Origin of the sequence: Serratia sp. 2880STDY5682894 (assembly GCF_001537385.1) — a bacterium.
Taxonomy (GTDB): domain Bacteria; phylum Pseudomonadota; class Gammaproteobacteria; order Enterobacterales; family Enterobacteriaceae; genus Serratia; species Serratia nevei.
The window spans coordinates 87,412-108,179 of the sequence record NZ_FCJA01000010.1 but is presented as its reverse complement, the minus strand read 5'-3'; the positions used below and the strand labels follow the sequence as shown (position 1 = coordinate 108,179).

General features: G+C 60.7%; 16 protein-coding genes and 1 other RNA gene. 10 read left to right on the top strand and 7 right to left on the bottom strand.

The genetic code is table 11. The annotated features are described in order from the left end of the window. Positions 1–70: 70 nt before the first annotated feature. From AWX27_RS20465 to AWX27_RS20455, 3 genes are all read left to right on the top strand, one after another. A complete protein-coding gene (locus AWX27_RS20465) occupies positions 71–358 on the top strand; it encodes a YqjK-like family protein (RefSeq protein WP_004937121.1) in 288 nt (95 codons plus the stop codon). A 294-nt stretch (positions 359–652) separates the two neighbouring features. Beyond that, a complete protein-coding gene (locus tag AWX27_RS20460) occupies positions 653–1,048 on the top strand; it encodes a DoxX family protein (RefSeq protein ID WP_004937119.1) in 396 nt (131 codons plus the stop codon). A 70-nt stretch (positions 1,049–1,118) separates the two neighbouring features. Beyond that, positions 1,119–2,105, top strand: a complete 987-nt coding sequence (locus AWX27_RS20455; protein ID WP_060424696.1) for a glutathione S-transferase family protein — start codon at positions 1,119–1,121, stop codon at positions 2,103–2,105. A gap of 50 nt (positions 2,106–2,155) precedes the next feature. Here AWX27_RS20455 and AWX27_RS20450 read toward each other — a convergent pair whose 3' ends face one another. Then, positions 2,156–3,052, bottom strand: coding sequence for a LysR family transcriptional regulator (locus tag AWX27_RS20450; RefSeq protein WP_004937113.1), 897 nt, complete (start codon positions 3,050–3,052; stop codon positions 2,156–2,158). A 107-nt stretch (positions 3,053–3,159) separates the two neighbouring features. On the opposite strand from AWX27_RS20450, the gene AWX27_RS20445 reads away from it, so the two are divergent. Continuing rightward, entirely contained in the window at positions 3,160–3,861 is a 702-nt protein-coding gene (locus AWX27_RS20445) for a pirin family protein (protein ID WP_060424694.1), read from the top strand. 57 nt (positions 3,862–3,918) lie between these two features. On the opposite strand, the gene rnpB is transcribed toward AWX27_RS20445, so the two are convergent. Both rnpB and rsmI read right to left on the bottom strand, forming a co-directional pair. Then, an RNA gene (gene rnpB, locus AWX27_RS20440) (RNase P RNA component class A) lies at positions 3,919–4,296 on the bottom strand. Positions 4,297–4,337: 41 nt separating this feature from the next. Further along, positions 4,338–5,201, bottom strand: coding sequence for a 16S rRNA (cytidine(1402)-2'-O)-methyltransferase (rsmI, locus tag AWX27_RS20435; protein WP_004937108.1), 864 nt, complete (start codon positions 5,199–5,201; stop codon positions 4,338–4,340). Positions 5,202–5,263: 62 nt separating this feature from the next. Here rsmI and AWX27_RS20430 point away from each other — a divergent pair, with 62 nt between their 5' ends. From AWX27_RS20430 to AWX27_RS20410, 5 genes are all read left to right on the top strand, one after another. Next, entirely contained in the window at positions 5,264–7,303 is a 2,040-nt protein-coding gene (locus AWX27_RS20430; RefSeq protein WP_060424690.1) for a penicillin-binding protein activator, read from the top strand. Next, a complete protein-coding gene (locus AWX27_RS20425; protein ID WP_094300729.1) occupies positions 7,300–7,653 on the top strand; it encodes a YraN family protein in 354 nt (117 codons plus the stop codon). The genes AWX27_RS20430 and AWX27_RS20425 overlap by 4 nt, the downstream gene beginning before the upstream one ends. A gap of 51 nt (positions 7,654–7,704) precedes the next feature. Further along, complete coding sequence (gene diaA / locus AWX27_RS20420; protein ID WP_004937103.1) at positions 7,705–8,295, top strand: DnaA initiator-associating protein DiaA; 591 nt, start codon at positions 7,705–7,707, stop codon at positions 8,293–8,295. Between the two features lie 9 nt (positions 8,296–8,304). After that, positions 8,305–8,880, top strand: a complete 576-nt coding sequence (gene dolP / locus AWX27_RS20415) for a division/outer membrane stress-associated lipid-binding lipoprotein (protein ID WP_004937101.1) — start codon at positions 8,305–8,307, stop codon at positions 8,878–8,880. 116 nt (positions 8,881–8,996) lie between these two features. Then, positions 8,997–10,559, top strand: a complete 1,563-nt coding sequence (locus AWX27_RS20410; RefSeq protein WP_072265375.1) for a S10 family peptidase — start codon at positions 8,997–8,999, stop codon at positions 10,557–10,559. 57 nt (positions 10,560–10,616) lie between these two features. Here the strand turns inward: AWX27_RS20410 and mtgA are convergent, their stop codons facing one another. From mtgA to AWX27_RS20390, 4 genes are all read right to left on the bottom strand, one after another. Then, the gene (gene mtgA, locus AWX27_RS20405; RefSeq protein WP_060424685.1) at positions 10,617–11,348 is read right to left on the bottom strand and encodes a monofunctional biosynthetic peptidoglycan transglycosylase; all 732 of its coding nucleotides are present in this window, start codon (positions 11,346–11,348) and stop codon (positions 10,617–10,619) included. Next, positions 11,345–11,998, bottom strand: a complete 654-nt coding sequence (gene elbB, locus AWX27_RS20400; protein ID WP_060424683.1) for an isoprenoid biosynthesis glyoxalase ElbB — start codon at positions 11,996–11,998, stop codon at positions 11,345–11,347. Before elbB ends, mtgA begins: the two co-directional genes overlap by 4 nt. A 237-nt stretch (positions 11,999–12,235) precedes the next feature. Then, entirely contained in the window at positions 12,236–14,575 is a 2,340-nt protein-coding gene (gene arcB / locus AWX27_RS20395) for an aerobic respiration two-component sensor histidine kinase ArcB (protein WP_060424681.1), read from the bottom strand. A gap of 92 nt (positions 14,576–14,667) precedes the next feature. Beyond that, positions 14,668–15,606: a tRNA modification radical SAM protein MnmL/YtqA gene (locus AWX27_RS20390; RefSeq protein ID WP_060424679.1), complete on the bottom strand. Its 939-nt coding sequence runs from the start codon at positions 15,604–15,606 to the stop codon at positions 14,668–14,670. A 692-nt stretch (positions 15,607–16,298) separates the two neighbouring features. Between AWX27_RS20390 and gltB the strand changes: the two genes are divergently transcribed. Then, the gene (gltB, locus tag AWX27_RS20385; protein ID WP_060424677.1) at positions 16,299–20,759 is read left to right on the top strand and encodes a glutamate synthase large subunit; all 4,461 of its coding nucleotides are present in this window, start codon (positions 16,299–16,301) and stop codon (positions 20,757–20,759) included. Positions 20,760–20,768: the final 9 nt, after the last annotated feature.

The following is a 20,768-nucleotide window of genomic DNA, read 5'->3' as shown; positions in this document are numbered from 1 at the left end:
GTCGCACCACGCTGCTCGGCGCCACGCGCAAGCAGCTGGAACTCGACCGCGCCGAACTGGAGCGCGAGCCATGAGCCGCCGCCGCTACCTGGAATGGAAAAAAGAAAGGCTGATTCGCCAGATCCAGCAGCAACGCCTGGATCTGGCCGAACACAAGTCTCTGTGGTTGGAGAAGACCGAACGCATTGACCGCGGCTGGCAGACGGTGTTTGGCCTGCGCCGCTATCTGGTGCTCGGTTCCAGCGTCATGGCGCTGTACGGCATTCGCCACCCCAGCAAGATGATCCGCTGGTCGCGCCGCGCTTTCGGTGCCTGGAGCGCTATCCGCCTGTTTAAAAAGACCTTCTCCGCCAAGTAAGCCTCACGCCTTTCCTTCAAACATCCTGTTGCTCCGCCCTCGTTTTCCCCCTAAAACAGCGCTGCTTATCCCGAGGGCCGGGCAACCTGCTGACCAGCGTCAGTTTATTAGCACGCTAAAGATTCAGATTTTTTGAAAAATTACGACAGTTTTACTTGCTAACAACCTGAGCACTTCCCGCTTAACATTCACTCCATCAATACGATATGGGCCGGACAGGGTGAGAGACCCGATATACCGCCCGTTGATATGACTACCGCCGAACAGGCGCACAAAAACACTTTGGAGTAGATGATGAAAAAATTAGAAGATACAGGTTTGCTGGTTGCTCGTATTCTGATGCCAATCCTGTTTATCGTGGCAGGCTACGGCAAAATGGGTGACGCTTATGCCGGTACCCAACAGTACATGCAATCGATGGGCGTGCCTGGCTTCTTGCTGCCGCTGACCATCCTGCTGGAATTTGGCGGCGGTCTGGCGATCCTGTTCGGTTTCCTGACCCGCACCGTAGCGCTGTTCACTGCCGGCTTCACCATTCTGACCGCGCTGCTGTTCCACACTGACTTTGCGGAAGGCGTAAACCAGCTGATGTTCATGAAAAACCTGACCATCGCCGGCGGCTTCATCGTGTTGGCGGTTGCAGGCCCGGGCGGCTTCAGCATCGACCGTCTTCTGAACAAGAAATGGTAATCTAAACTGTCATTCAGGGCCCGGCATGCCGGGCCCTGTCGCTTTTCACTCGGACACCAAGGAGATTCCCATGGGACAACTCGTCGATGGCGTTTGGCAAGACATCTGGTATGACACGAAATCTACCGGCGGCCGTTTCAAACGTTCAACCGCTCAGTTTCGCAATTGGGTGACCGCCGACGGTCAGCCGGGCGAACACGGCGCAGGCGGCTTCCAGGCCGAAGCGGGCCGTTATCACCTGTATGTTTCTCTCGCCTGCCCCTGGGCGCACCGCACGCTGCTGATGCGCAAACTGAAAGGGCTGGAGCAGATCATTCCGGTCTCGGTAGTGCACCCGCTGATGCTGAAAAACGGCTGGACCTTCGGCCAGGATTTTCCTGAAACCACCGGCGATCCGTTGTATCACGCCGACTTCCTGTATCAGATCTACCTGCAGGCCGATCCGCACTACAGCGGGCGCGTGACCGTGCCGGTACTGTGGGATAAACAGCGGCAAACCATCGTCAGCAACGAATCCGCCGACATCATCCGCATGTTCAACAGCGCGTTTGACGGCGTGGGGGCCCGCGCGGGCGATTACTACCCGGCCGAGCTGCGCGGCAAAATCGATGAGCTGAACGGTTGGATTTACGATCAGGTGAACAACGGCGTGTACAAGGCCGGTTTCGCCACCAGCCAGGAAGCGTATGACGAAGCGGTCAACGGGGTCTTCAACGCGCTGGAGCGCCTGGAGCAGATCCTGGGGCAGCACCGCTACCTGACCGGCGATCGGCTGACCGAAGCCGACCTGCGTCTGTGGACCACGCTGGTGCGCTTCGATCCGGTGTACGTCACCCACTTCAAGTGCGATAAACACCGCATCAGCGACTACCTGAACCTGTACGGTTTCCTGCGCGACATCTACCAGATGCCGGGCATTGCCGACACGGTCAGCCTGCCGCACATTCGCAACCACTACTACCGCAGCCACGCCACCATCAACCCGCACGGCATCATTTCCATCGGGCCGGCGCAGGATCTGGACGAGCCGCACGGTCGCGATCGGCTCTTCGGCTAAGACAAAAAAATCCCCTTGCCGCCCGGCAAGGGGATGTCATCCCACCGACGTTAACGCTGCGCGAACAGGCGCGGAATTTCGCGCAGGAACCAGGCTTTCGCCTCCCCCATGCTGTCGCGTCGCCAGGCCATGATGATATCGGCTTCGCGGCTGTATTCCGGCCCCACCACGCGCAGCCGCCCGGCCTCGATGTCTTTCTCCACCATCGGATACGGCATGGTCGCCACCCCCAGCCCGGCCAGCAGCGCCAGACGCTTGTCTTCGATGGTGCTCACCGTCAGACGCTGCTGCTTATCCAGCAGCTGCACGGTCAACACCGGGCGCTCGCGGGCGGTATCCGCCACCGCGATGCCGCGGTACTTCACGCGGGTCACCTCGGACAACGGCTCCGGCTCCTGGTGGATAGGATGATCCGGCGCGGCGACGTAAACGCTCATTACCTTGTACAGTTTGCGGGTGTTGATCTCCGACGACGCGCGAAAATGCATGTCCGGCGCGATCACGATGTCGGCGCGCCCCTGCTCCAGCCGTTCCCAGGCGCCCGCCAGCACCTCGGTGAAAATCGACACCTGGGTGTTGGCCTTCAGCGCCAGCTTGTCCACCAGCGGAAACAGCAGGCTTGGCGGCGACAGCGCTTCGCTGACGATGGTCAGGTGGGTTTCCCAACCGCGCGCCAGCGCCTCGGCGTCGGTGGTCAGCTTGTCGGCCGCTTCCAGCAGCACCCGCCCGCGCTCCAGCAACATGCGCCCTACGTTGGTGAACTTGGTGCGGTGGCCCGAACGGTCGAACAGCACCACGTCCAATTCTTCTTCCAATTTTTGCATGGTGTAGCTGAGCGCCGACGGCACCCGGCCCAATTCGTCGGCGGCCGCGGCGAAGCTGCCGCGGCGGTCGATCGCGTCCATCACTCTCAGCGCCTCAAGCGTGAGCGCCCGATCTCTGGCCATCACATCCCTCTGTCAGGAAATTTGAATATGCCGACCAGATTAACTGGCTAACAATCCGACGTCCAGATGCTTACCATTTGGATAATGAATTTAGAGAGCCGATTGCCATGATTACATGCAGAACAGCACAACAATGCGGGCAAGCTGACTTTGGTTGGCTGCAGGCTCGCTACACCTTTTCCTTTGGTCACTACTTCGATCCCAAACTGATGGGCTATGCGTCGCTGCGGGTGCTGAATCAGGAGGTGCTGGCGCCGGGCGCGTCGTTCCAGCCGCGCACCTATCCCAGCGTGGATATCCTGAACCTGATCCTGCAGGGCGAGGCGGAATACCGCGACAGCGACGGCAACGCCGCGCGCGCCAAAGCCGGCGAAGCGCTGCTGCTGGCCACCCAGCCAGGCCTGAGCTACAGCGAACAGAACGTCAGCAGCGATACGCCGCTGACCCGCCTGCAGCTGTGGCTGGACGCCTGCCCGGAACGCAACAACGAGCGGGTGCAGCGCCTGACGCTGCCGGCGGCGGGCAACCTGCTGCTGGCCTCGCCGGACGGTGCGCAGGGCAGCCTGCAGTTGCGCCAGCAGGTTTGGATCCACCATCTCGATCTGCAGCCGGGCGAAGAACAAACGCTGACGATTAACGGGCCGCGCGCCTATTTGCAGTCGATTCACGGCACCATCGCCGCCACCGGCGAACGCCACGAAGCGCAGCGCCTGACCTGCGGCGACGGCGCCTTCGTGCGCGAGGAGAACCGCCTGACGATTCGCGCCGAGACCCCGCTGCGCGCGCTGCTGATTGACCTGCCGGTGTAAGCCGGCCGGAAAACGAAAAACCCCGCGCAACTGGCGTTGCGCGGGGTTTTCTTTTGTCGAGGGAGTTGACCGGTAAGCCGGGTTCTGTCGTGGACAGTCATTCCTCTAGGCCAGCAATCGCTCACTGGCTCAAGCAGCCTACCCGGGTTCAGTACGGGCCGTACCATGTGAACCCCTATTTGGCCTTGCTCCGGGTGGAGTTTACCGTGCCACGAACTGTTGCCAGCCGCGCGGTGCGCTCTTACCGCACCCTTTCACCCTTACCTGATCCCGCTTGCGCGGGCCATCGGCGGTTTGCTCTCTGTTGCACTAGTCGTAGGCTTGCGCCTCCCAGGCGTTACCTGGCACCCTGCCCTATGGAGCCCGGACTTTCCTCCCCTCCATCTGTCTCCCCGAAGAGGACGGCAATGAAGCGGCGACTGTCTGGTCAACTCCGGCGCGGATAGTAGCGTCGCGGCGGCGGCAGGTCAACCGCTTTACGGCTGTTGTTGCTCCAGCGCGTGCTTATACAGCGCATTTTTCTTCACGCCGTGAATTTCCGCCGCCAGCGCCGCCGCCTTTTTCAGCGGCAGCTCTTTTTGCAGCAGCGCCAGCGTGCGCAGCGCCTCGAGCGGCAACGCATCCTCCTGCGCCTTGTGGCCTTCGACGATCAGCACCATCTCGCCGCGGCGGCGCACTTCATCTTCCTGCACCCACGCCAGCAGTTCGCCCACCGGCGCACCGTGGATAGATTCCCAGGTTTTGGTCAGCTCGCGCGCCAGCACCACATAGCGCTGCGGGCCCCAGACGGTGACCATGTCCTGCAGGCTTTCCAGCAGGCGGTGAGTGGATTCGTAGAAAATCAGCGTGCGCGGTTCCTCCGCCAGCGCCATCAGCGTATCCTTGCGCCCCTTGGTTTTCGCCGGCAGGAAGCCTTCATAGCAGAAGCGGTCGGAAGCGACGCCCGCAGCGCACAGCGCGGTGGTGGCGGCGCAGGCGCCCGGCAGAGGCACCACGCGAATGCCGGCCTCGCGGCAGCGGCGCACCAGGTGATAACCGGGATCGTTGATCAGCGGCGTGCCGGCGTCGGACACCAGCGCGATGCTCTGGCCTTCCTGCAGTTTCGCCAGCAGCTGATCGGCCTTTTGCTGTTCGTTGTGGTCATGCAGCGCGAACAGACGCGCGTTGATCGCGAAGTGTTGCAGCAGCAATCCGGTATGGCGCGTGTCTTCCGCCGCGATCAGATCAACGCTTTTCAGTACCTCTAACGCCCGGTGAGTGATATCGCCCAGATTGCCGATGGGGGTGGGCACCACATACAGCGTTGATGCAGAAATGACTGATTGTTGGTGTTGATTCATTGTTTCATCCGGGTTGCCGATTTAATATTGAGCATCTTGAAAAAAACATCACTGGATACAGTATGCTTTCCTCAACATTCGTTCGTACCAAAGCAGGGCGTTCCAAGCCTGTCCGACTTACCGCAGTCATCGCGGCCGCCCTTTTCCTGGCAGGCTGTCCAAGTCGGGCCCCGCAAACGCCGCCCGCCAATATACAGGACGAAGCGAGCGCCAGCTCCGATTACTACCTGCAGCAGTTGCAGCAAAGCAGCGATGATAACAAGGCTGACTGGCAATTACTTGCTATTCGCGCCTTGCTGCGTGAAGGAAAACTGCCGCAGGCCGGCGACCAGCTGAACCAGCTGCCGAAAAACCTCAGCGGTGCGCAGCAGACTGAACGCCAGTTGCTGACCGCCGAACTGCAGATCGCCAACAAGAGCTACGTCAGCGCCCGCAGTACGCTGGGCCATCTGGACAGCGCTTCGCTGTCGCCGAATCAGAAGGTGCGCTACTACCAGGCGCAGATTGCCGCCAATCAGGGCAAAGCGTCGCTGCCCTTGATCCGCGCCTATATCGCTCAGGAGCCGTTGCTGACCGGCAAACCGCACCAGGACAACCTGGATCAGACCTGGCAGGCGCTGCTGCAGCTGACGCCGCAGGAGATGAACAGCCTGGTGATCAACGCCGACGAGAACGTGCTGCAAGGCTGGCTGGATCTGCTGCGCGTCTATCAGGACAACAAGCAGGATCCCGATCTGCTGAAGGCCGGCATCAAAGACTGGCAGAACCGTTATCCGAAGAACCCGGCGGCCAAAACGCTGCCCGCTCGCCTGAACCAGGTGCTGAACTTCACCCAGGCCTCCACCTCGAAAATCGCCCTGCTGCTGCCGTTGAACGGCCAGGCGAAAGTGTTCGCCGACGCCATCCAGCAAGGCTTCGAAGCGGCGAAAAACGGCGGTTCCATGCCGGCGCCGCAGCCTCAAGCCGCGCAACCGGCCAGCGCACCGGCCCCAACGGCGCCGGCCGATCAGGCCGCCACGGGTGACATCAACGCCAACGGCGCGGTCAGCCCTTCGGCGCAAGAGAGCCAGCCTGCGGTGACCGCCGCGCAACCGGCGGCGCCGTCCAGTGCGCCGATAACGCCGCTGCAGGCCGCTAACGCACAGGTCAAAGTGTACGATACCACCAGCCAGCCGCTGGCCGCCTTGCTGAGCCAGGCGCAGCAGGATGGCGCCACCCTGGTGGTCGGGCCGCTGCTGAAAGAGAACGTCGATCAGTTGTCCGCCAGTACCACCACGCTGAACGTGCTGGCGCTCAACCAGCCGGAAACGCCGAAGGACAACCTGAACATCTGTTACTTCGCCCTGTCGCCGGAAGATGAAGCGCGCGACGCCGCCCGCCACATCTGGGAACAGCAGAAGCGTCAACCGCTGCTGCTGGTGCCGCGCGGCGCCTTCGGCGATCGCGTCGCCAAGGCCTTTAACCAGGAATGGCAGAAGCAAGGCGGGCAAACCGTGCTGCGTCAGGACATCGGCTCTGCCGGCGAACTGCGCCAGATGGTCAACAGCGGCGGCATCCGCATGACCGGTACGCCGATATCGAGCGCCCCGGCGCCGCAGAGCGTGACCATCGCCGGGCTGACTATTCCTGCGCCGCCGAGCGACGTGCCCGCCGCGACCGGCGGCAGCGTCGACGCGGTGTATATCGTCGCCACCCAGTCTCAGCTGACGCTGATCAAACCGATGATCGACATGGCCACCAGCTCGCGCGGCAAGCCGGCGATGTACGCCAGCTCGCGCAGCTATCAGGCCGGCGCCGGCCCGGACTTCCGTCTGGAAATGGAAGGCCTGCAGTTCAGCGACATCCCGCTGCTGGCCGGTTCAAACCCTCAGCTGTTGCAGCAGGCCAGCGCGCGCTTCCGCAACGACTACTCGCTGGTGCGCCTGTATGCGATGGGGATGGATGCCTGGACATTGGCCAACCACTTTGCTGAAATGCGCCAGCTGCCGGGCTTCCAGGTTTCCGGCACCACCGGTACGCTGAGCGCGTCGCCGAACTGCGTGATCAACCGCAAACTGCCTTGGCTGCAATACCGTCAGGGTACGGTCGTTCCGGTCTCTTGAACCCACGCGCCTCAGGGGCGGGCTATGAGTTACTGGCCCGCCGTCACCTGGAACACGCCGGGCTCACCTTCTGCGCCGCCAACGTCGCGGTGCGCGGCGGTGAGCTCGACCTCATCATGCGCGACGGCGCCACCTGGGTGTTCGTCGAAGTGCGCTACCGCCGCAACGACGCCTTCGGCGGCGCGGCCGCCAGCGTCACCTTTCGCAAACAACAGCGGTTGCTGCATGCCGCCGCCGTCTGGCTGGCGGGGCGCGGAGCCAGTTTTGACACATCATCTTGCCGTTTTGATGTTTTGGCCATTACCGGTAGCCAGTTAGAATGGATACCCAACGCCTTCAATGCGGATTAATCGGGGTTTTGCGGCGCAGACCGGCCCTTTGACTTAGTGGATTAATACAACGTGCTGGATAGAATTAAAGTCTGTTTTACCGAAAGCATCCAAACCCAGATCGCGGCGGCGGAAGCATTGCCGGACGCCATTTCCCGCGCTGCGATGACGCTGGTTCAATCCTTACTCAACGGCAACAAAATCCTGTGCTGCGGCAACGGCACCTCGGCGGCCAACGCGCAGCACTTCGCCGCCAGCATGATCAACCGTTTTGAAACCGAGCGCCCCAGCCTGCCGGCCATCGCCCTCAACGCCGACAACGTGGTGCTGACGGCGATCAGCAACGATCGGCTGCACGACGAAGTGTACGCCAAGCAGGTGCGCGCGCTCGGGCACACCGGCGACGTGCTGCTGGCGATTTCCACCCGCGGCAACAGCCGTGATATTGTGAAAGCGGTCGAGGCGGCCGTCACGCGCGATATGACCATCGTCGCGCTCACCGGCTACGACGGCGGCGAGCTGGCCGGGCTGCTCGGCCAGCAGGATGTCGAGATCCGCATCCCGTCGCACCGCAGCTCGCGCATTCAGGAAATGCATATGCTGACCGTAAACTGCCTGTGCGATCTGATAGACAATACGTTATTCCCCCACCAGGACGATTAAGGAACTGAGATGAAGCTAAAAGCCACATTTGCAGTGCTGTCCAGCGCCCTGCTGTTGCAAGGCTGTATCGCCGGCGTCGTCGTCGGCAGTGCGGCCGTCGCGACCAAAACCGCCACCGACCCGCGCAGCGTCGGGACCCAGGTGGATGACGGTACGCTGGAAGCCAGGGTCGAAAGCGCTCTGAGCAAAGACCAGCAGTTGAAGAAAGACGCCCGGGTGGTCGCCACCGCCTATCAGGGCAAAGTGCTGTTGACCGGCCAGTCGCCTAACGCCGATCTCACCGCGCGCGCCAAGCAGATCGCCATGGGCGTGGAAGGCACGACCGAAGTGTATAACGAAATCCGTCAGGGCACGCCGGTCAGCCTGAGCACCGCGTCCTCCGACACCTGGATCACCACCAAGGTGCGTTCGCAGCTGCTCACCAGCGATACGGTGAAATCATCCAACGTGAAGGTCACCACCGAAAACGGCGAAGTGTTCTTGCTGGGCCTGGTCACCCAACAGGAAGGGCAGTCGGCGGCGCAGATCGCCAGCCAGGTGAGCGGCGTGAAGCACGTCACCACCGCCTTTACCTATGTGAAATGATCCTGCAGGCAAGGGGCCTTCCCCTTGCCGCTTTTCTGTACGCTTCCCGCTGTTTTACCCTGGTTTAATGAGCCGCGTTTAAAGTAATCTCTCACTTCATTACGGATAAAATTCAAATGGACAGAATTTTAATCGGTTTTCTCACTGCCGTTTCTTTATTCACCGCCGGAGTTTCCGCCGCCAATCCCACACAGGATGCGCCCCGCACCGAACATGCCCCGGCCCCGATGGCCGATCAAACCGTGGCTACTGAAGGCGCGATCACGGTCGACCAGGTAAAAATCAATTATCAGGCGCAAACCGGGGTGCTGGAATTGAGTAAAGAGGATCCGGAAGATCCCGTGACCGGCATGTTCTATGTTGCGTATTTCAAAAAGGATGAGAATAAGAACGAGAGCAGGCCGATTACCTTTATCTACAACGGCGGGCCGGGCTCCGCCTCGCTTTGGCTGCATATGGGGGCGCTGGGGCCTAAACGGGTTATCGCTACTCAGCCAGAGAAAACACAGCTGGCGCCTTACCAACTCACCGATAACCAATACAGCCTGCTCAACGTCAGCGATCTGGTGTTTATCGATGCCCCCGGAACGGGTTACAGCCGCTTTTCCAGCAGTGCCGCCAGCCAGCCGGAGAGAGCGCAGCAAAAATCACAGAGTGCCAGCAACGTTTATGGCGTCAACGGCGATGCTCAGGCTTTCTCTCAATTTATCGTTCAGTTTTTAACGCATTACCAACGCTGGAACTCACCTAAATATTTATTGGGTGAAAGCTACGGCACTACCCGCTCGGTGGTATTGGCCGAGACGCTAAAAAATCAGAATATCGATCTTAACGGTATTATCCTGATGTCGCAGTTTCTGAACTACGACAATAACGTCGACGATCCCAATCAAAACCCCGGCGTCGATCAACCTTACTATCTGGCACTCCCCACCTACGCAGCCAGCGCATGGTACCACCAGCGGCTGCCGGGCAAGCACCCGAGCCTGAAAACCCTGTTAGACCAGGCCGAGCAGTTTGCGCTGGGGGCTTATGCCCAAGCCTTGCTGCAAGGTGCCAATCTGCCTGAAAAAGATCGCCAAACGCTCGCCGAGCAGCTTTACCAATTTACCGGCATTCCGGCCGATTATTGGCTCAAGGCCAATTTGCGCCTGAGTGGACCGGTCTTCGCCAAGCAACTGTTGCGCAGTCAGGACGAGACCATTGGCAGAATCGATACCCGCTATCGTGGGCCGTCGCTGGATAATATCGCTGAAACGTCCAACTACGATCCCAACGTCAGTGCCATTACTTCCGCCTACGTCGCGCAATTCCACAATTATCTTGGCAAAACGCTGCATTTTAGCGCCGACCAAAACTATCGCGCATTTTCCGATGAGGTCTATGACTGGAACATGTCCAGCAACAGCCGGGACAGATCATTTAACGTGTTGCCGAACCTGTCGCGGGTGATGAAAATGACCCCGACAATGAGAGTGATGGTGATTGGTGGGGTTTACGATTTGGCCACCCCTTACTTCGTCGCCAAATATGAGATGAGCCATCTGCCCGTGTCGCCCAAATTACGCGACAATATCCGTTTCTATTGGTATGACACCGGGCATATGCCGTACTTGGATGAACCATCGCTTAAAAAGATGCACGCGGATTTAACTGCATTTATCAGCGATAAGCCCTGATGCGGCATTAGCCACCGAAGAGAGAGATACCTTGCCCGAAAGCAGGGTATCGCTTGGTTAATCCAGCTTGTTTTCTTTCAGGAAATCTTCCCCACCCAGCTGCCGCATCTGGCGCATGATCCACTGCTGTCGCTGTATCACATAGCCGGAAGGCGCATCGGCCCTAAAGCGATGCGGATTCGGCAATACCGCCGCCAACAGCGCCGCTTCCGCCGCGCTTAGCCGTTTGGCCGGCTTATGGAAAAAGCGTTGTGAAGCCTCTTCAACGCCAAACACCCCGTCGCCGAACTCGACGATGTTCAGATACACCGTCAGAATGCGCCGCTTGGTCCACACCAGCTCGATGCCCGACGTCAAGCCGGCCTCCAGCCCTTTGCGTAGCCAGCTGCGGCCATCCCACAGAAACAGGTTCTTGGCGGTTTGCTGCGACAGCGTGGACGCGCCGCGGATGCGCGTCGGGCGCTTCTCGTTGTGGCTGAGCGCCTTTTCAATGGCCGACACATCGAAGCCCCAATGGTCTGGAAACTTCTGATCCTCCGCCGCCATCACCGCCAGCGCCATCTGCGGCGAGATGTCGTCCATCGACACCCAATCCGAATGGGCGACGTAGCCGAAGTCGCCGCTCAGCCAGGCGCTGACTTGCCGCTCCACCATCACGGCGGAAAACGGCACCGGCAGAAAGGCAAAGAGCACAATGCCCAACCCCCACAGGCCGAGAATCGCGATGACCCCGCGCTTCAGCCAATACCCTGGGCGCAGTCGCCGCCATCCGCCGAGCGATTTTCTCATTCAGCCAGTTCCAGCACCCGCGCCACCAGCTTATCGATGCCGAGGGCCGCCTGCGCGATCGACGGCGCCAGCATATAGGCCGGCGTGGTCACGACTTTGTGTTCGCTGTCCACCACGATATCGTCTACCGGACAAATCACCGGCTCGCCGCCCATGGCGTCAATCACTTCTCCCAGGTCCGGATCGTTGCCAATGGTCAGCCGCGCTTGTTGATCCAGCAGTTTCGGCAACAGCGCCGGCGCGATGCACATCAGGCCAATTGGTTTGCCGGCCTTATGCATCTCGCGCGTCAGACGCGCCAAATCCTCATCGACCCAACATTCCGCGCCGGCTTCGGCGAAATTGCTGAGGTTCTTGGCGGCGCCGAAGCCGCCGGGCACGATCAGCGCATCCAGCTGCGCGGCCTCCGCCAGCGCCAGCGGCTGCACCGCGCCGCGGGCAATGCGCGCCGACTCAATCAGAACATTGCGCGACTCCGCCATCTCCTCACCTGATAAGTGATTAATAACATGGCATTGTGGTTTATCGGGCGCAAAGCACACCGCCTGCGCGCCGGCACGGTCCAACGCCAGCAGCGTCAGCACCGCTTCATGGATCTCCGTACCGTCATAAACACCGCTGCCGCTGAGGACGACCCCCACCTTTTTCATCACTCTTACTCCTGTCGCTGCTGTCAACTGGTTCGTGCTCGGAGTTGACAAACACTAATCTACATCACACATTTTAATGAATCTTCTAACAAGAGCGCTTACATTTGCTATGTTGTTGGCTGTATGATGTTTAGGAATTCGCTACAACCTGCTCGACCAGAACACTGAAACCAATACGCAGGTTCACAATTTCCCTGGTGTTGGCGCAATATTCGCGCACCCCGGCTTAGGTCGGGGTCATTTTTTTTCAGCGTTCTCAACCCAAGCCCGCAGTACCTGCACGTCGTTGCGCCACTCTTGTTTCAACTCATCCACCCAATCCTGCACGTTATCCCACCAGGCCGGCAGCGTCGGCGTTTGAATCTGTTGCGCCAGCTGCTGCAGGTGACGCAGACCGACCGAACCGGCGGCGCCTTTGATCTTGTGCCCTTCTTCGGTGATGCCTTTCTGATCGCGCGCCGTCATGTTGGAGTCCAGCACCGCCAGATAGCCCGGCATCATCTGTTCAAACATCTCCAGGCTTTGGTGGATCAGCTGCGGGCCAACCAGGTCCATGTACTGTTCCAGCATCGCGGTATCGAGTAACGACTCATTAATCTGCATCGCCTTGTGCTCCGTTTTCTTTGAAGTGTGAGAAGGTTGATGATCCCAATAGTGTTTGATGACCTGGGTTAATGCCGGCACCGACAGCGGCTTGCTCAGCACATCGTCCATGCCCGCCTCGAGGTACTCTTTTTTGTCTTTCAGCACGTTAGCGGTCAGGGCCACCAGCGGCGGCAGCGCCTGCCCGGCGTAGCGTTCGCGCAGCACCCGGGCGATGTCCAGCCCGGTCATGTCCGGCAGCTGGATGTCCAGCAGCACCAGATCGAACTCGTCCGGATCGAACATCGCCAGCGCGTCGTGGCCGTTCATCGCCACCTCGACGCTGTTGCCCAGTTTCTCCAGCACCGAGCGCGCCACGATCACGTTCAGCTCGATATCCTCCACCAGCAGGATGTGCAGCGCCGGCAACGGCAGTTCCTCTTCCTCCAGCGCCGCGCTGGCGGCTTCCTGCACCGCCGGCGCCTGGATGGTCAGAGTGAAGCAAGAACCGTGCCCCTGTTCGCTGCGCACGGTGATGTCGCCGCCCATGCTCTGCGCCAGTCGCTTGGAGACCGCCAGCCCGATGCCGGTGCCGGTGGCCGGGCGGCCGCCGCGCTGATCTTTCACCTGGTAATACATGGCGAAGATCTTGTCCTGCTCGTCCTGCGGGATGCCCATGCCCGAGTCTTCCACCTCGAACACCAGCTTCTCCTGCGCCTCACGCCGCACGCGCACCACGATTTGCCCCTGCTGGGTGAATTTCACCGCGTTGCCGATCAGGTTCCACAAAATCTGCCGCAGGCGCGTACCGTCGGTCACGATCTGCTGCGGCAGCGGCGTCTGCGGCTCCATGATGAACTGCAGCCCTTTCGGCTGCGCCAACAGGCCGGAGAGGTTCTCCAGATCTGCCAGGAAGCCGGTGAAGTCCACCGGCTGGTTGTCGAGCTGCACCTTGCGCCGCTCGAGCTTATCCATTTCGATAATGTCGTTGAAGATATTGCCGAGGGTGATGGCGCTGACGTGAATGGTCTTCAGGTATTTCAGCTGCTCGTCGTTCAGCTCGGTATCGAGCAGGATACGGCTCAGGCCAACGATGCCGTTAAGCGGCGTACGCAGCTCGTGGCTGATCGTGGAGATAAAGGTGGTCTTCTCCCTGCTGGCGTTCTCCAGCGCGTCCTGGTAGCGCTTACGCTCGGTAATATCGCGGCCGAAGCCCATCAGCCCGTGGCGTTTGCCCACCCGGTCATAAAACGGGACCTTGCGCAGCTCGAAACAGGCCTTGCGGCCATCGGGATACACCAGCCACTGTTCGTAGGTCAGCGAGACGTTGTGGCGGAACACCTTCTCGTCGGTCTCAATGACCTTTTCGGCGATCTCCTGGCCGTAGACGTCGAACGGCGTCAGGCCGATCAGCTGCTTCTCGCTCTTGCCGGTCAGCAGCTCCATCGCGCGGTTGCAGCCGGAAAATTCTTTGTCTTCGTTGCGGTAGTAGACCAGATCCGGCGAGGCATCGAGGAAGGAACGCAGCAGCGCCGATTGCTGGCCCAGCTCAATCTGCGCCAGTTCACGCTGTTCCATCTCTTCCGTCAGCTTGTCCATCACCTGCAGGCGCTCTTCTTCCGCCTTGATACGGTCAGCGATCTCCTGGTTCAGCTGGCTGATATTGTCCTTAAGCTGCTGATTGAGCTCCAGATCGCGGTGGCGCATTTCCTCCAGCTTGTCCACCAGCCGCGCCAGCCGCTGGCGCGACTCCTCCAGCTGCTCCACCACCACCGAGAGGAAGTAGACCGCCCACGGGGTGATCAACAGGCCGAAGAAGATCGAACGCACCACGTCGATGCTTTCCACTTCGCCGCGCAGCAACATGGTCACCGCCATCTGCACCACCATCGCCAGCACCACCAGCGCCGAGGCCAGCAGCAGCGAGAAGCGCACCAACCCCAGTTTCACCATTAAATCGACGTAGTACTGGGCCAACACCCGGATTTGCTTCATAGCGGCTCCCATCAGACACAATCTTTTGAATCATACCGTAAAACAGCGGTGAGATAAGGCGGCAAACGCCGAAGTGTGGCAAAGATTGCACTTCAGAGCGGCATTCCAGGGCGGTAGCGCCGCTTTTCATCCAGCGCGCTGCCCTGCCCGCCGTATTGCTGCAGATAAGCGCCCACCGCCTGCATGCCGCTCCAGCGGTTTTCGCACCACAGCGGCGCCAGCAGCGTGGGCCGACGGGCGCTGGCGGACAGGCGGTGATACACCACCTCGCCAGGCGTGTGGCGGATCATCTCCCCGGCGCTGACGGCGTAGTCCTCCAGCGCCAGTTCGGGCAAACGCCCGGCTCGCCACGCGCGGGCCAGGGTACTGCCGGTCACGACGTGCAGCGGATGCAGCTTAATGCCATCCACGCCGGACTCCACCACCCGCTGCAGCGTGAGCAGATGATCGCGCTGGGTTTCTCCCGGCAGCCCGACGATCAGATGGCAGCACACCTTCAGCCCGCGCTGCCGGGCCCGTTGCGCGGTCTGCTGATAGCAGCGGAAATCATGGCCGCGGTTGATGCGTTTGAGCGTTTTATCGTGCGCCGTCTGCAGCCCCAGCTCCAGCCACACTTCATAACCCTCCTCGCGATACCCCGTCAGCAGATCCAATGCGGCGGGCGGCACGCAGTCCGGCCGGGTGCCGACGCACAGGCCGACCATCTCACTCTGCGCCAACGCCTGCCGATACATCGACGCCAACAATTCGACCTCCGCATAGGTGCTGGTATAGGCCTGGAAATAGGCCAGATAGCGCCGCGCCCGGTTGACCCGCGCGGCCTGCTGCGCCAGCTGTTCGGCGATACTTTGCCGCTGCATCGCCTCATCGGCAAACGAAGCGACGTTGCAAAACGTACAGCCGCCGCGCCCCAACGTGCCGTCGCGGTTAGGGCAGCTGAATCCGCCGTGCAGCGTGAGTTTATGGATCTTTTCGCCATAGCGGCGCTGGAGATCTGCGCCAAACATATTGACTAATTGCGGCAACTGCATAATCTTGGTGATTCTCTGTGTTCAAAGCCGCGATGCTAATAAGAAACGGCTTTTCCCGCGATGACAGAGATCAACGCTTTCCCCGCAAGGCGCCACCAGGCATAACTATTCATCATAAATGCAAATCAATTCACTATAATTCTGATGAATTATTCTAATCGTCGCGCAACCGTTAACGGCAATATGACAATGCGGTGAAAAACAGTGACAAACATCAACAAAGAAATATCTTATAGAATAAAATTCTGCCATTAACCCCCGCACTAGCATGGTGCAGAGATTAAGGGGTTGCACTATAGTGAGACAGCTCACACTTCTGTGGGGATCGGCGTTGCCCCACGATAGTGCAAAAACACATTAAAATACTTATTTTTCAAATAAATAAACATCATCAATTCGATAAGAATCTATCTTAAGCCCACATTTGACCTGCGAATTCTTTCTCGCTAAGTTGGAAGTCCGCTGGAAGCTTTCTGGACGGGCAAACGTCTCGTCATATTTATGCAGTAATTGAAGACTCCCTCTTAAAACAAGTCCTATACCACTTGTGAGACCGTCACGAGAGGCCATTGATGGAGGGCGGAAAAGCAGATTAGCGGGGTTAACTTGCTGATTGGACTTCTGCCTGAAATTGGGAAGCCCCCTCGCAGTAGGTTGTGAGAGTCACGCAGAGCCTGGGGAGGTTCACTGATATGTTGTACGATAAATCCCAAGAGAGGGACAACTGTGGTTTCGGCCTGATCGCCCACATAGAAGGCGAACCTAGCCACAAGGTGGTTCGCACCGCCATTCACGCGCTGGCCCGCATGCAACACCGCGGCGCAATCCTGGCCGACGGCAAGACCGGCGACGGCTGCGGCCTGTTGCTGCAAAAACCCGATCGCTTCTTCCGCATGGTGGCGGAAGAGCGCGGCTGGCGTTTGGCCAAGAACTACGCCGTCGGCATGATGTTCCTCAGCCAGAATGAAGAGGAAGCGCGCCTCAGCCGCCGCATCGTGGAAGAAGAGCTGCAAAACGAAACGCTGTCGATCGTCGGCTGGCGTGAAGTGCCGACCAACCCGGACGTGCTGGGTGAAATCGCCCTCTCCTCCCTGCCGCGCATCGAGCAAATCTTCGTTAACGCCCCGGCCGGCTGGCGCCCGCGCGATATGGAGCGCCGCCTGTTCGTGGCGCGCCGCCGCATCGAGAAACGCGTGCAGGACAACAGCTTCTACGTCTGCAGCTTCTCCAACCTGGTGACGATCTATAAAGGCCTGTGCATGCCTGCGGATCTGCCGCGCTTCTATCTCGATCTGGCGGACCTGCGCCTGGAGTCGGCCATTTGCCTGTTCCACCAGCGCTTCTCCACCAACACCGTGCCGCGCTGGCCGCTGGCGCAGCCGTTCCGCTACCTGGCGCACAACGGCGAAATCAACACCATCACCGGCAACCGCCAGTGGGCGCGTGCCCGTACCTACAAATTCCAAACGCCGCTGATCCCGGATCTGCAGGCCGCCGCGCCGTTCGTCAACGAAACCGGCTCCGACTCCAGCTCGCTGGACAACATGCTGGAGCTGCTGCTGGCGGGCGGGATGGATCTCATTCGCGCCATGCGTTTGCTAGTGCCGCCGGCCTGGCAGAACAACCCGGACATGGACGGCGATCTGCGCGCCTTCTTCGACTTCAACTCGATGCACATGGAGCCGTGGGACGGCCCGGCCGGCATCGTGATGTCCGACGGCCGCTACGCCGCCTGTAACCTCGATCGCAACGGCCTGCGCCCGGCGCGCTATGTGATCACCAAAGACAAGCTGATCACCTGCGCCTCCGAAGTCGGCATCTGGGATTACCAGCCGGACGAAGTGGTGGAAAAAGGCCGCGTCGGCCCCGGCGAGCTGATGGTGATCGACACCCGCAGCGGCCGCATCCTGCACTCGGCGGAAACCGACAACGATCTGAAAAGCCGCCATCCGTATAAAGAGTGGATGGAGAAAAACGTCAAACGTCTGGTGCCGTTCGAAGATCTGCCGGACGATCAGGTCGGCAGCCGCGAGCTCGACGACGCGCAGCTCGAAACCTACCAGAAACAGTTCGGCTACAGCAGCGAAGAGCTGGATCAGGTGATCCGCGTGCTGGGCGAGATTGGCCAGGAAGCCACCGGCTCGATGGGCGACGATACCCCGTTCGCCGTGCTCTCCAGCCGGCCGCGCATCGTTTACGACTATTTCCGCCAGCAGTTCGCGCAGGTCACCAACCCGCCGATCGATCCGCTGCGCGAAGCGCACGTCATGTCGCTGGCCACCAGCATCGGCCGTGAAATGAACGTGTTCTGCGAAGCCGAAGGCCAGGCGCACCGCCTGAGCTTCAAATCGCCGATCCTGCTGTACTCCGATTTCAAACAGCTCACCACGCTGGAAGGCGAATACTATCGCGCCGAGACCCTCGATCTGACCTTCGATCCGCAGCAGCAGGATCTGGAGCAGACCATTCGCGCCCTGTGCGACGAAGCGGAACGCAAGGTGCGCGAAGGTGCGGTGCTGTTGGTGCTGTCCGACCGCGCCATCGCGCCCGGCCGCCTGCCGGTACCGGCTCCGATGGCGGTGGGCGCCGTGCAAACCCGCCTGGTGGAGAAAAGCCTGCGCTGCGACGCCAACCTGATCGTTGAAACCGCCAGCGCCCGCGATCCGCACCACTTCGCCGTGCTGCTCGGCTTCGGCGCGACCGCCATCTACCCGTACCTGGCCTATGAAACCCTGGCCAAGCTGGTGGACAGCCAGGCGATCGACAAGAAATACCGCGACGTGATGCTGAACTACCGCAACGGCATCAACAAAGGCCTGTACAAGATCATGTCCAAAATGGGCATCTCGACCATCGCCTCTTACCGCTGCTCCAAGCTGTTCGAAGCGGTCGGCCTGCACCGCGATCTGGCGGATCTGTGCTTCCAGGGCGTGGTCAGCCGCATCGGCGGCGCCAGCTTCAGCGATTTCCAGCAGGATCTGCAGAACCTTTCCAAGCGCGCCTGGCTGAAACGCAAGCCGCTGGAGCAAGGCGGCCTGCTGAAGTTCGTGCACGGCGGCGAATACCACGCCTACAACCCGGACGTGGTGAACTCGCTGCAAAAAGCGGTGCACAGCGGGGAATACAGTGACTATCAGGCCTACGCCAAGCTGGTGAACGAGCGGCCGGTCGCCATGCTGCGCGATCTGCTGGCCATCACGCCGAAAGGCGAACCGATCCCGGTCGATCAGGTTGAACCGGCGGAGTCGCTGTTCAAACGCTTCGACACCGCGGCGATGTCGATCGGCGCACTGAGCCCGGAAGCGCACGAGTCGCTGGCGATCGCCATGAACGGCCTCGGCGGCTTCTCCAACTCCGGCGAAGGCGGCGAAGATCCGGCGCGCTACCGCACCAACAAGGTGTCGCGCATCAAACAGGTGGCTTCCGGCCGCTTCGGCGTGACGCCGGCCTACCTGGTGAACGCCGACGTGATCCAGATTAAGGTGGCGCAGGGCGCCAAGCCGGGCGAAGGCGGCCAGCTGCCGGGCGACAAAGTCACTCCGTACATCGCCAGACTGCGTTACTCGGTGCCGGGCGTGACCCTGATCTCTCCGCCGCCGCACCACGACATCTACTCGATCGAAGATCTGGCGCAGCTGATCTTCGACCTGAAGCAGGTCAACCCGAAGGCGGTGATCTCGGTGAAACTGGTGTCCGAACCGGGCGTCGGCACCATCGCCACTGGCGTGGCGAAGGCCTATGCCGATCTCATCACCATCGCCGGTTACGACGGCGGCACCGGCGCCAGCCCGCTGTCCTCGGTGAAATACGCCGGCTGTCCGTGGGAGCTAGGCCTGGTGGAAACCCAGCAGGCGCTGGTGGCCAACGGCCTACGCCACAAGATCCGCCTGCAGGTGGACGGCGGCCTGAAAACCGGCGTGGACATCGTCAAAGCGGCGATCCTGGGCGCGGAAAGCTTCGGCTTCGGCACCGGGCCGATGGTGGCGCTGGGCTGTAAATACCTGCGCATCTGCCACCTCAACAACTGCGCGACCGGCGTCGCGACTCAGGACGACAAGCTGCGCCGCGATCACTACCACGGCCTGCCGGAACGCGTGACGAATTACTTCCAGTTTATCGCGCGTGAAACCCGCGAGATCATGGCGCAGCTGGGCGTGAGTCAACTGGTGGATCTGATCGGCCGCACCGAGTTCCTGACCGAGCTGGACGGCATCTCTGCCAAGCAGAACAAGCTGGATCTGTCGCCGCTGCTGAAAACCGCCACGCCGCATCCGGGTAAATCGGTGTACTGCACCGAAAGCAGCAACCCGGCGTTCGACAAGGGCCTGCTGAACAAAGAACTGCTGGCGCAGGCGCAACCGTACATCGAAGCGAAGCAGGGTAAAACCTTCTACTTCGACATTCGCAACACCGACCGCTCCGTGGGCGCCATGCTGTCCGGCGCTATCGCCGACGTGCACGGCGATCAGGGCATGGCGGCCGATCCGATCAAGGCGCACTTCTCCGGCACCGCCGGGCAGAGCTTCGGCGTCTGGAACGCCGGCGGCGTCGAGCTGACCCTGACCGGCGATGCCAATGACTATGTCGGCAAAGGCATGGCCGGCGGCAGCATCGCGGTGCGTCCGCCGATCGGCTCCGCCTTCCGCAGCCATGAAGCCAGCATCGTCGGCAACACCTGCCTGTACGGCGCTACCGGCGGCAAGCTGTTCGCCGCCGGCCGCGCGGGCGAACGCTTCGCGGTGCGCAACTCCGGCGCCATCACCGTGGTGGAAGGCATCGGCGACAACGGCTGCGAATACATGACCGGCGGCATCGTCTGCGTGCTGGGTAAAACCGGCATCAACTTCGGTGCGGGCATGACCGGCGGTTTCGCCTACGTGCTGGACGAAGACGGCGAGTTCCGCAAGCGCGTGAACCCGGAGCTGGTGGAAGTGCTGGATGTCGATCAGCTGGCGATCCATGAGGAGCACCTGCGCGGCCTGATCACCGAACACGTGCAGGCGACCGGCTCTTCCCGCGCGGAAGAGATCCTGGCCAACTGGCCGGAGTGGGCACCGAAGTTCGCCCTGGTCAAACCGAAGTCCAGCGATGTCAAAGCGCTGTTGGGTCACCGTAGCCGTTCCGCAGCCGAGCTGCGGGTGCAGGCGCAGTAAGAGGTAGGT

What these genes read in the sequence shown, in the direction of transcription:
- AWX27_RS20465 (WP_004937121.1), top strand. Translation starts at nt 71, where the DNA reads ATGAGCCGCCGCCGCTACCTGGAATGGAAAAAAGAAAGGCTGATTCGC.
- AWX27_RS20460 (WP_004937119.1), top strand. Translation starts at nt 653, where the DNA reads ATGAAAAAATTAGAAGATACAGGTTTGCTGGTTGCTCGTATTCTGATG.
- AWX27_RS20455 (WP_060424696.1), top strand. Translation starts at nt 1,119, where the DNA reads ATGGGACAACTCGTCGATGGCGTTTGGCAAGACATCTGGTATGACACG.
- AWX27_RS20450 (WP_004937113.1), bottom strand. Translation starts at nt 3,052, where the DNA reads ATGGCCAGAGATCGGGCGCTCACGCTTGAGGCGCTGAGAGTGATGGAC.
- AWX27_RS20445 (WP_060424694.1), top strand. Translation starts at nt 3,160, where the DNA reads ATGATTACATGCAGAACAGCACAACAATGCGGGCAAGCTGACTTTGGT.
- rsmI (WP_004937108.1), bottom strand. Translation starts at nt 5,201, where the DNA reads ATGAATCAACACCAACAATCAGTCATTTCTGCATCAACGCTGTATGTG.
- AWX27_RS20430 (WP_060424690.1), top strand. Translation starts at nt 5,264, where the DNA reads ATGCTTTCCTCAACATTCGTTCGTACCAAAGCAGGGCGTTCCAAGCCT.
- dolP (WP_004937101.1), top strand. Translation starts at nt 8,305, where the DNA reads ATGAAGCTAAAAGCCACATTTGCAGTGCTGTCCAGCGCCCTGCTGTTG.
- AWX27_RS20410 (WP_072265375.1), top strand. Translation starts at nt 8,997, where the DNA reads ATGGACAGAATTTTAATCGGTTTTCTCACTGCCGTTTCTTTATTCACC.
- mtgA (WP_060424685.1), bottom strand. Translation starts at nt 11,348, where the DNA reads ATGAGAAAATCGCTCGGCGGATGGCGGCGACTGCGCCCAGGGTATTGG.
- elbB (WP_060424683.1), bottom strand. Translation starts at nt 11,998, where the DNA reads ATGAAAAAGGTGGGGGTCGTCCTCAGCGGCAGCGGTGTTTATGACGGT.
- arcB (WP_060424681.1), bottom strand. Translation starts at nt 14,575, where the DNA reads ATGAAGCAAATCCGGGTGTTGGCCCAGTACTACGTCGATTTAATGGTG.
- AWX27_RS20390 (WP_060424679.1), bottom strand. Translation starts at nt 15,606, where the DNA reads ATGCAGTTGCCGCAATTAGTCAATATGTTTGGCGCAGATCTCCAGCGC.
- gltB (WP_060424677.1), top strand. Translation starts at nt 16,299, where the DNA reads ATGTTGTACGATAAATCCCAAGAGAGGGACAACTGTGGTTTCGGCCTG.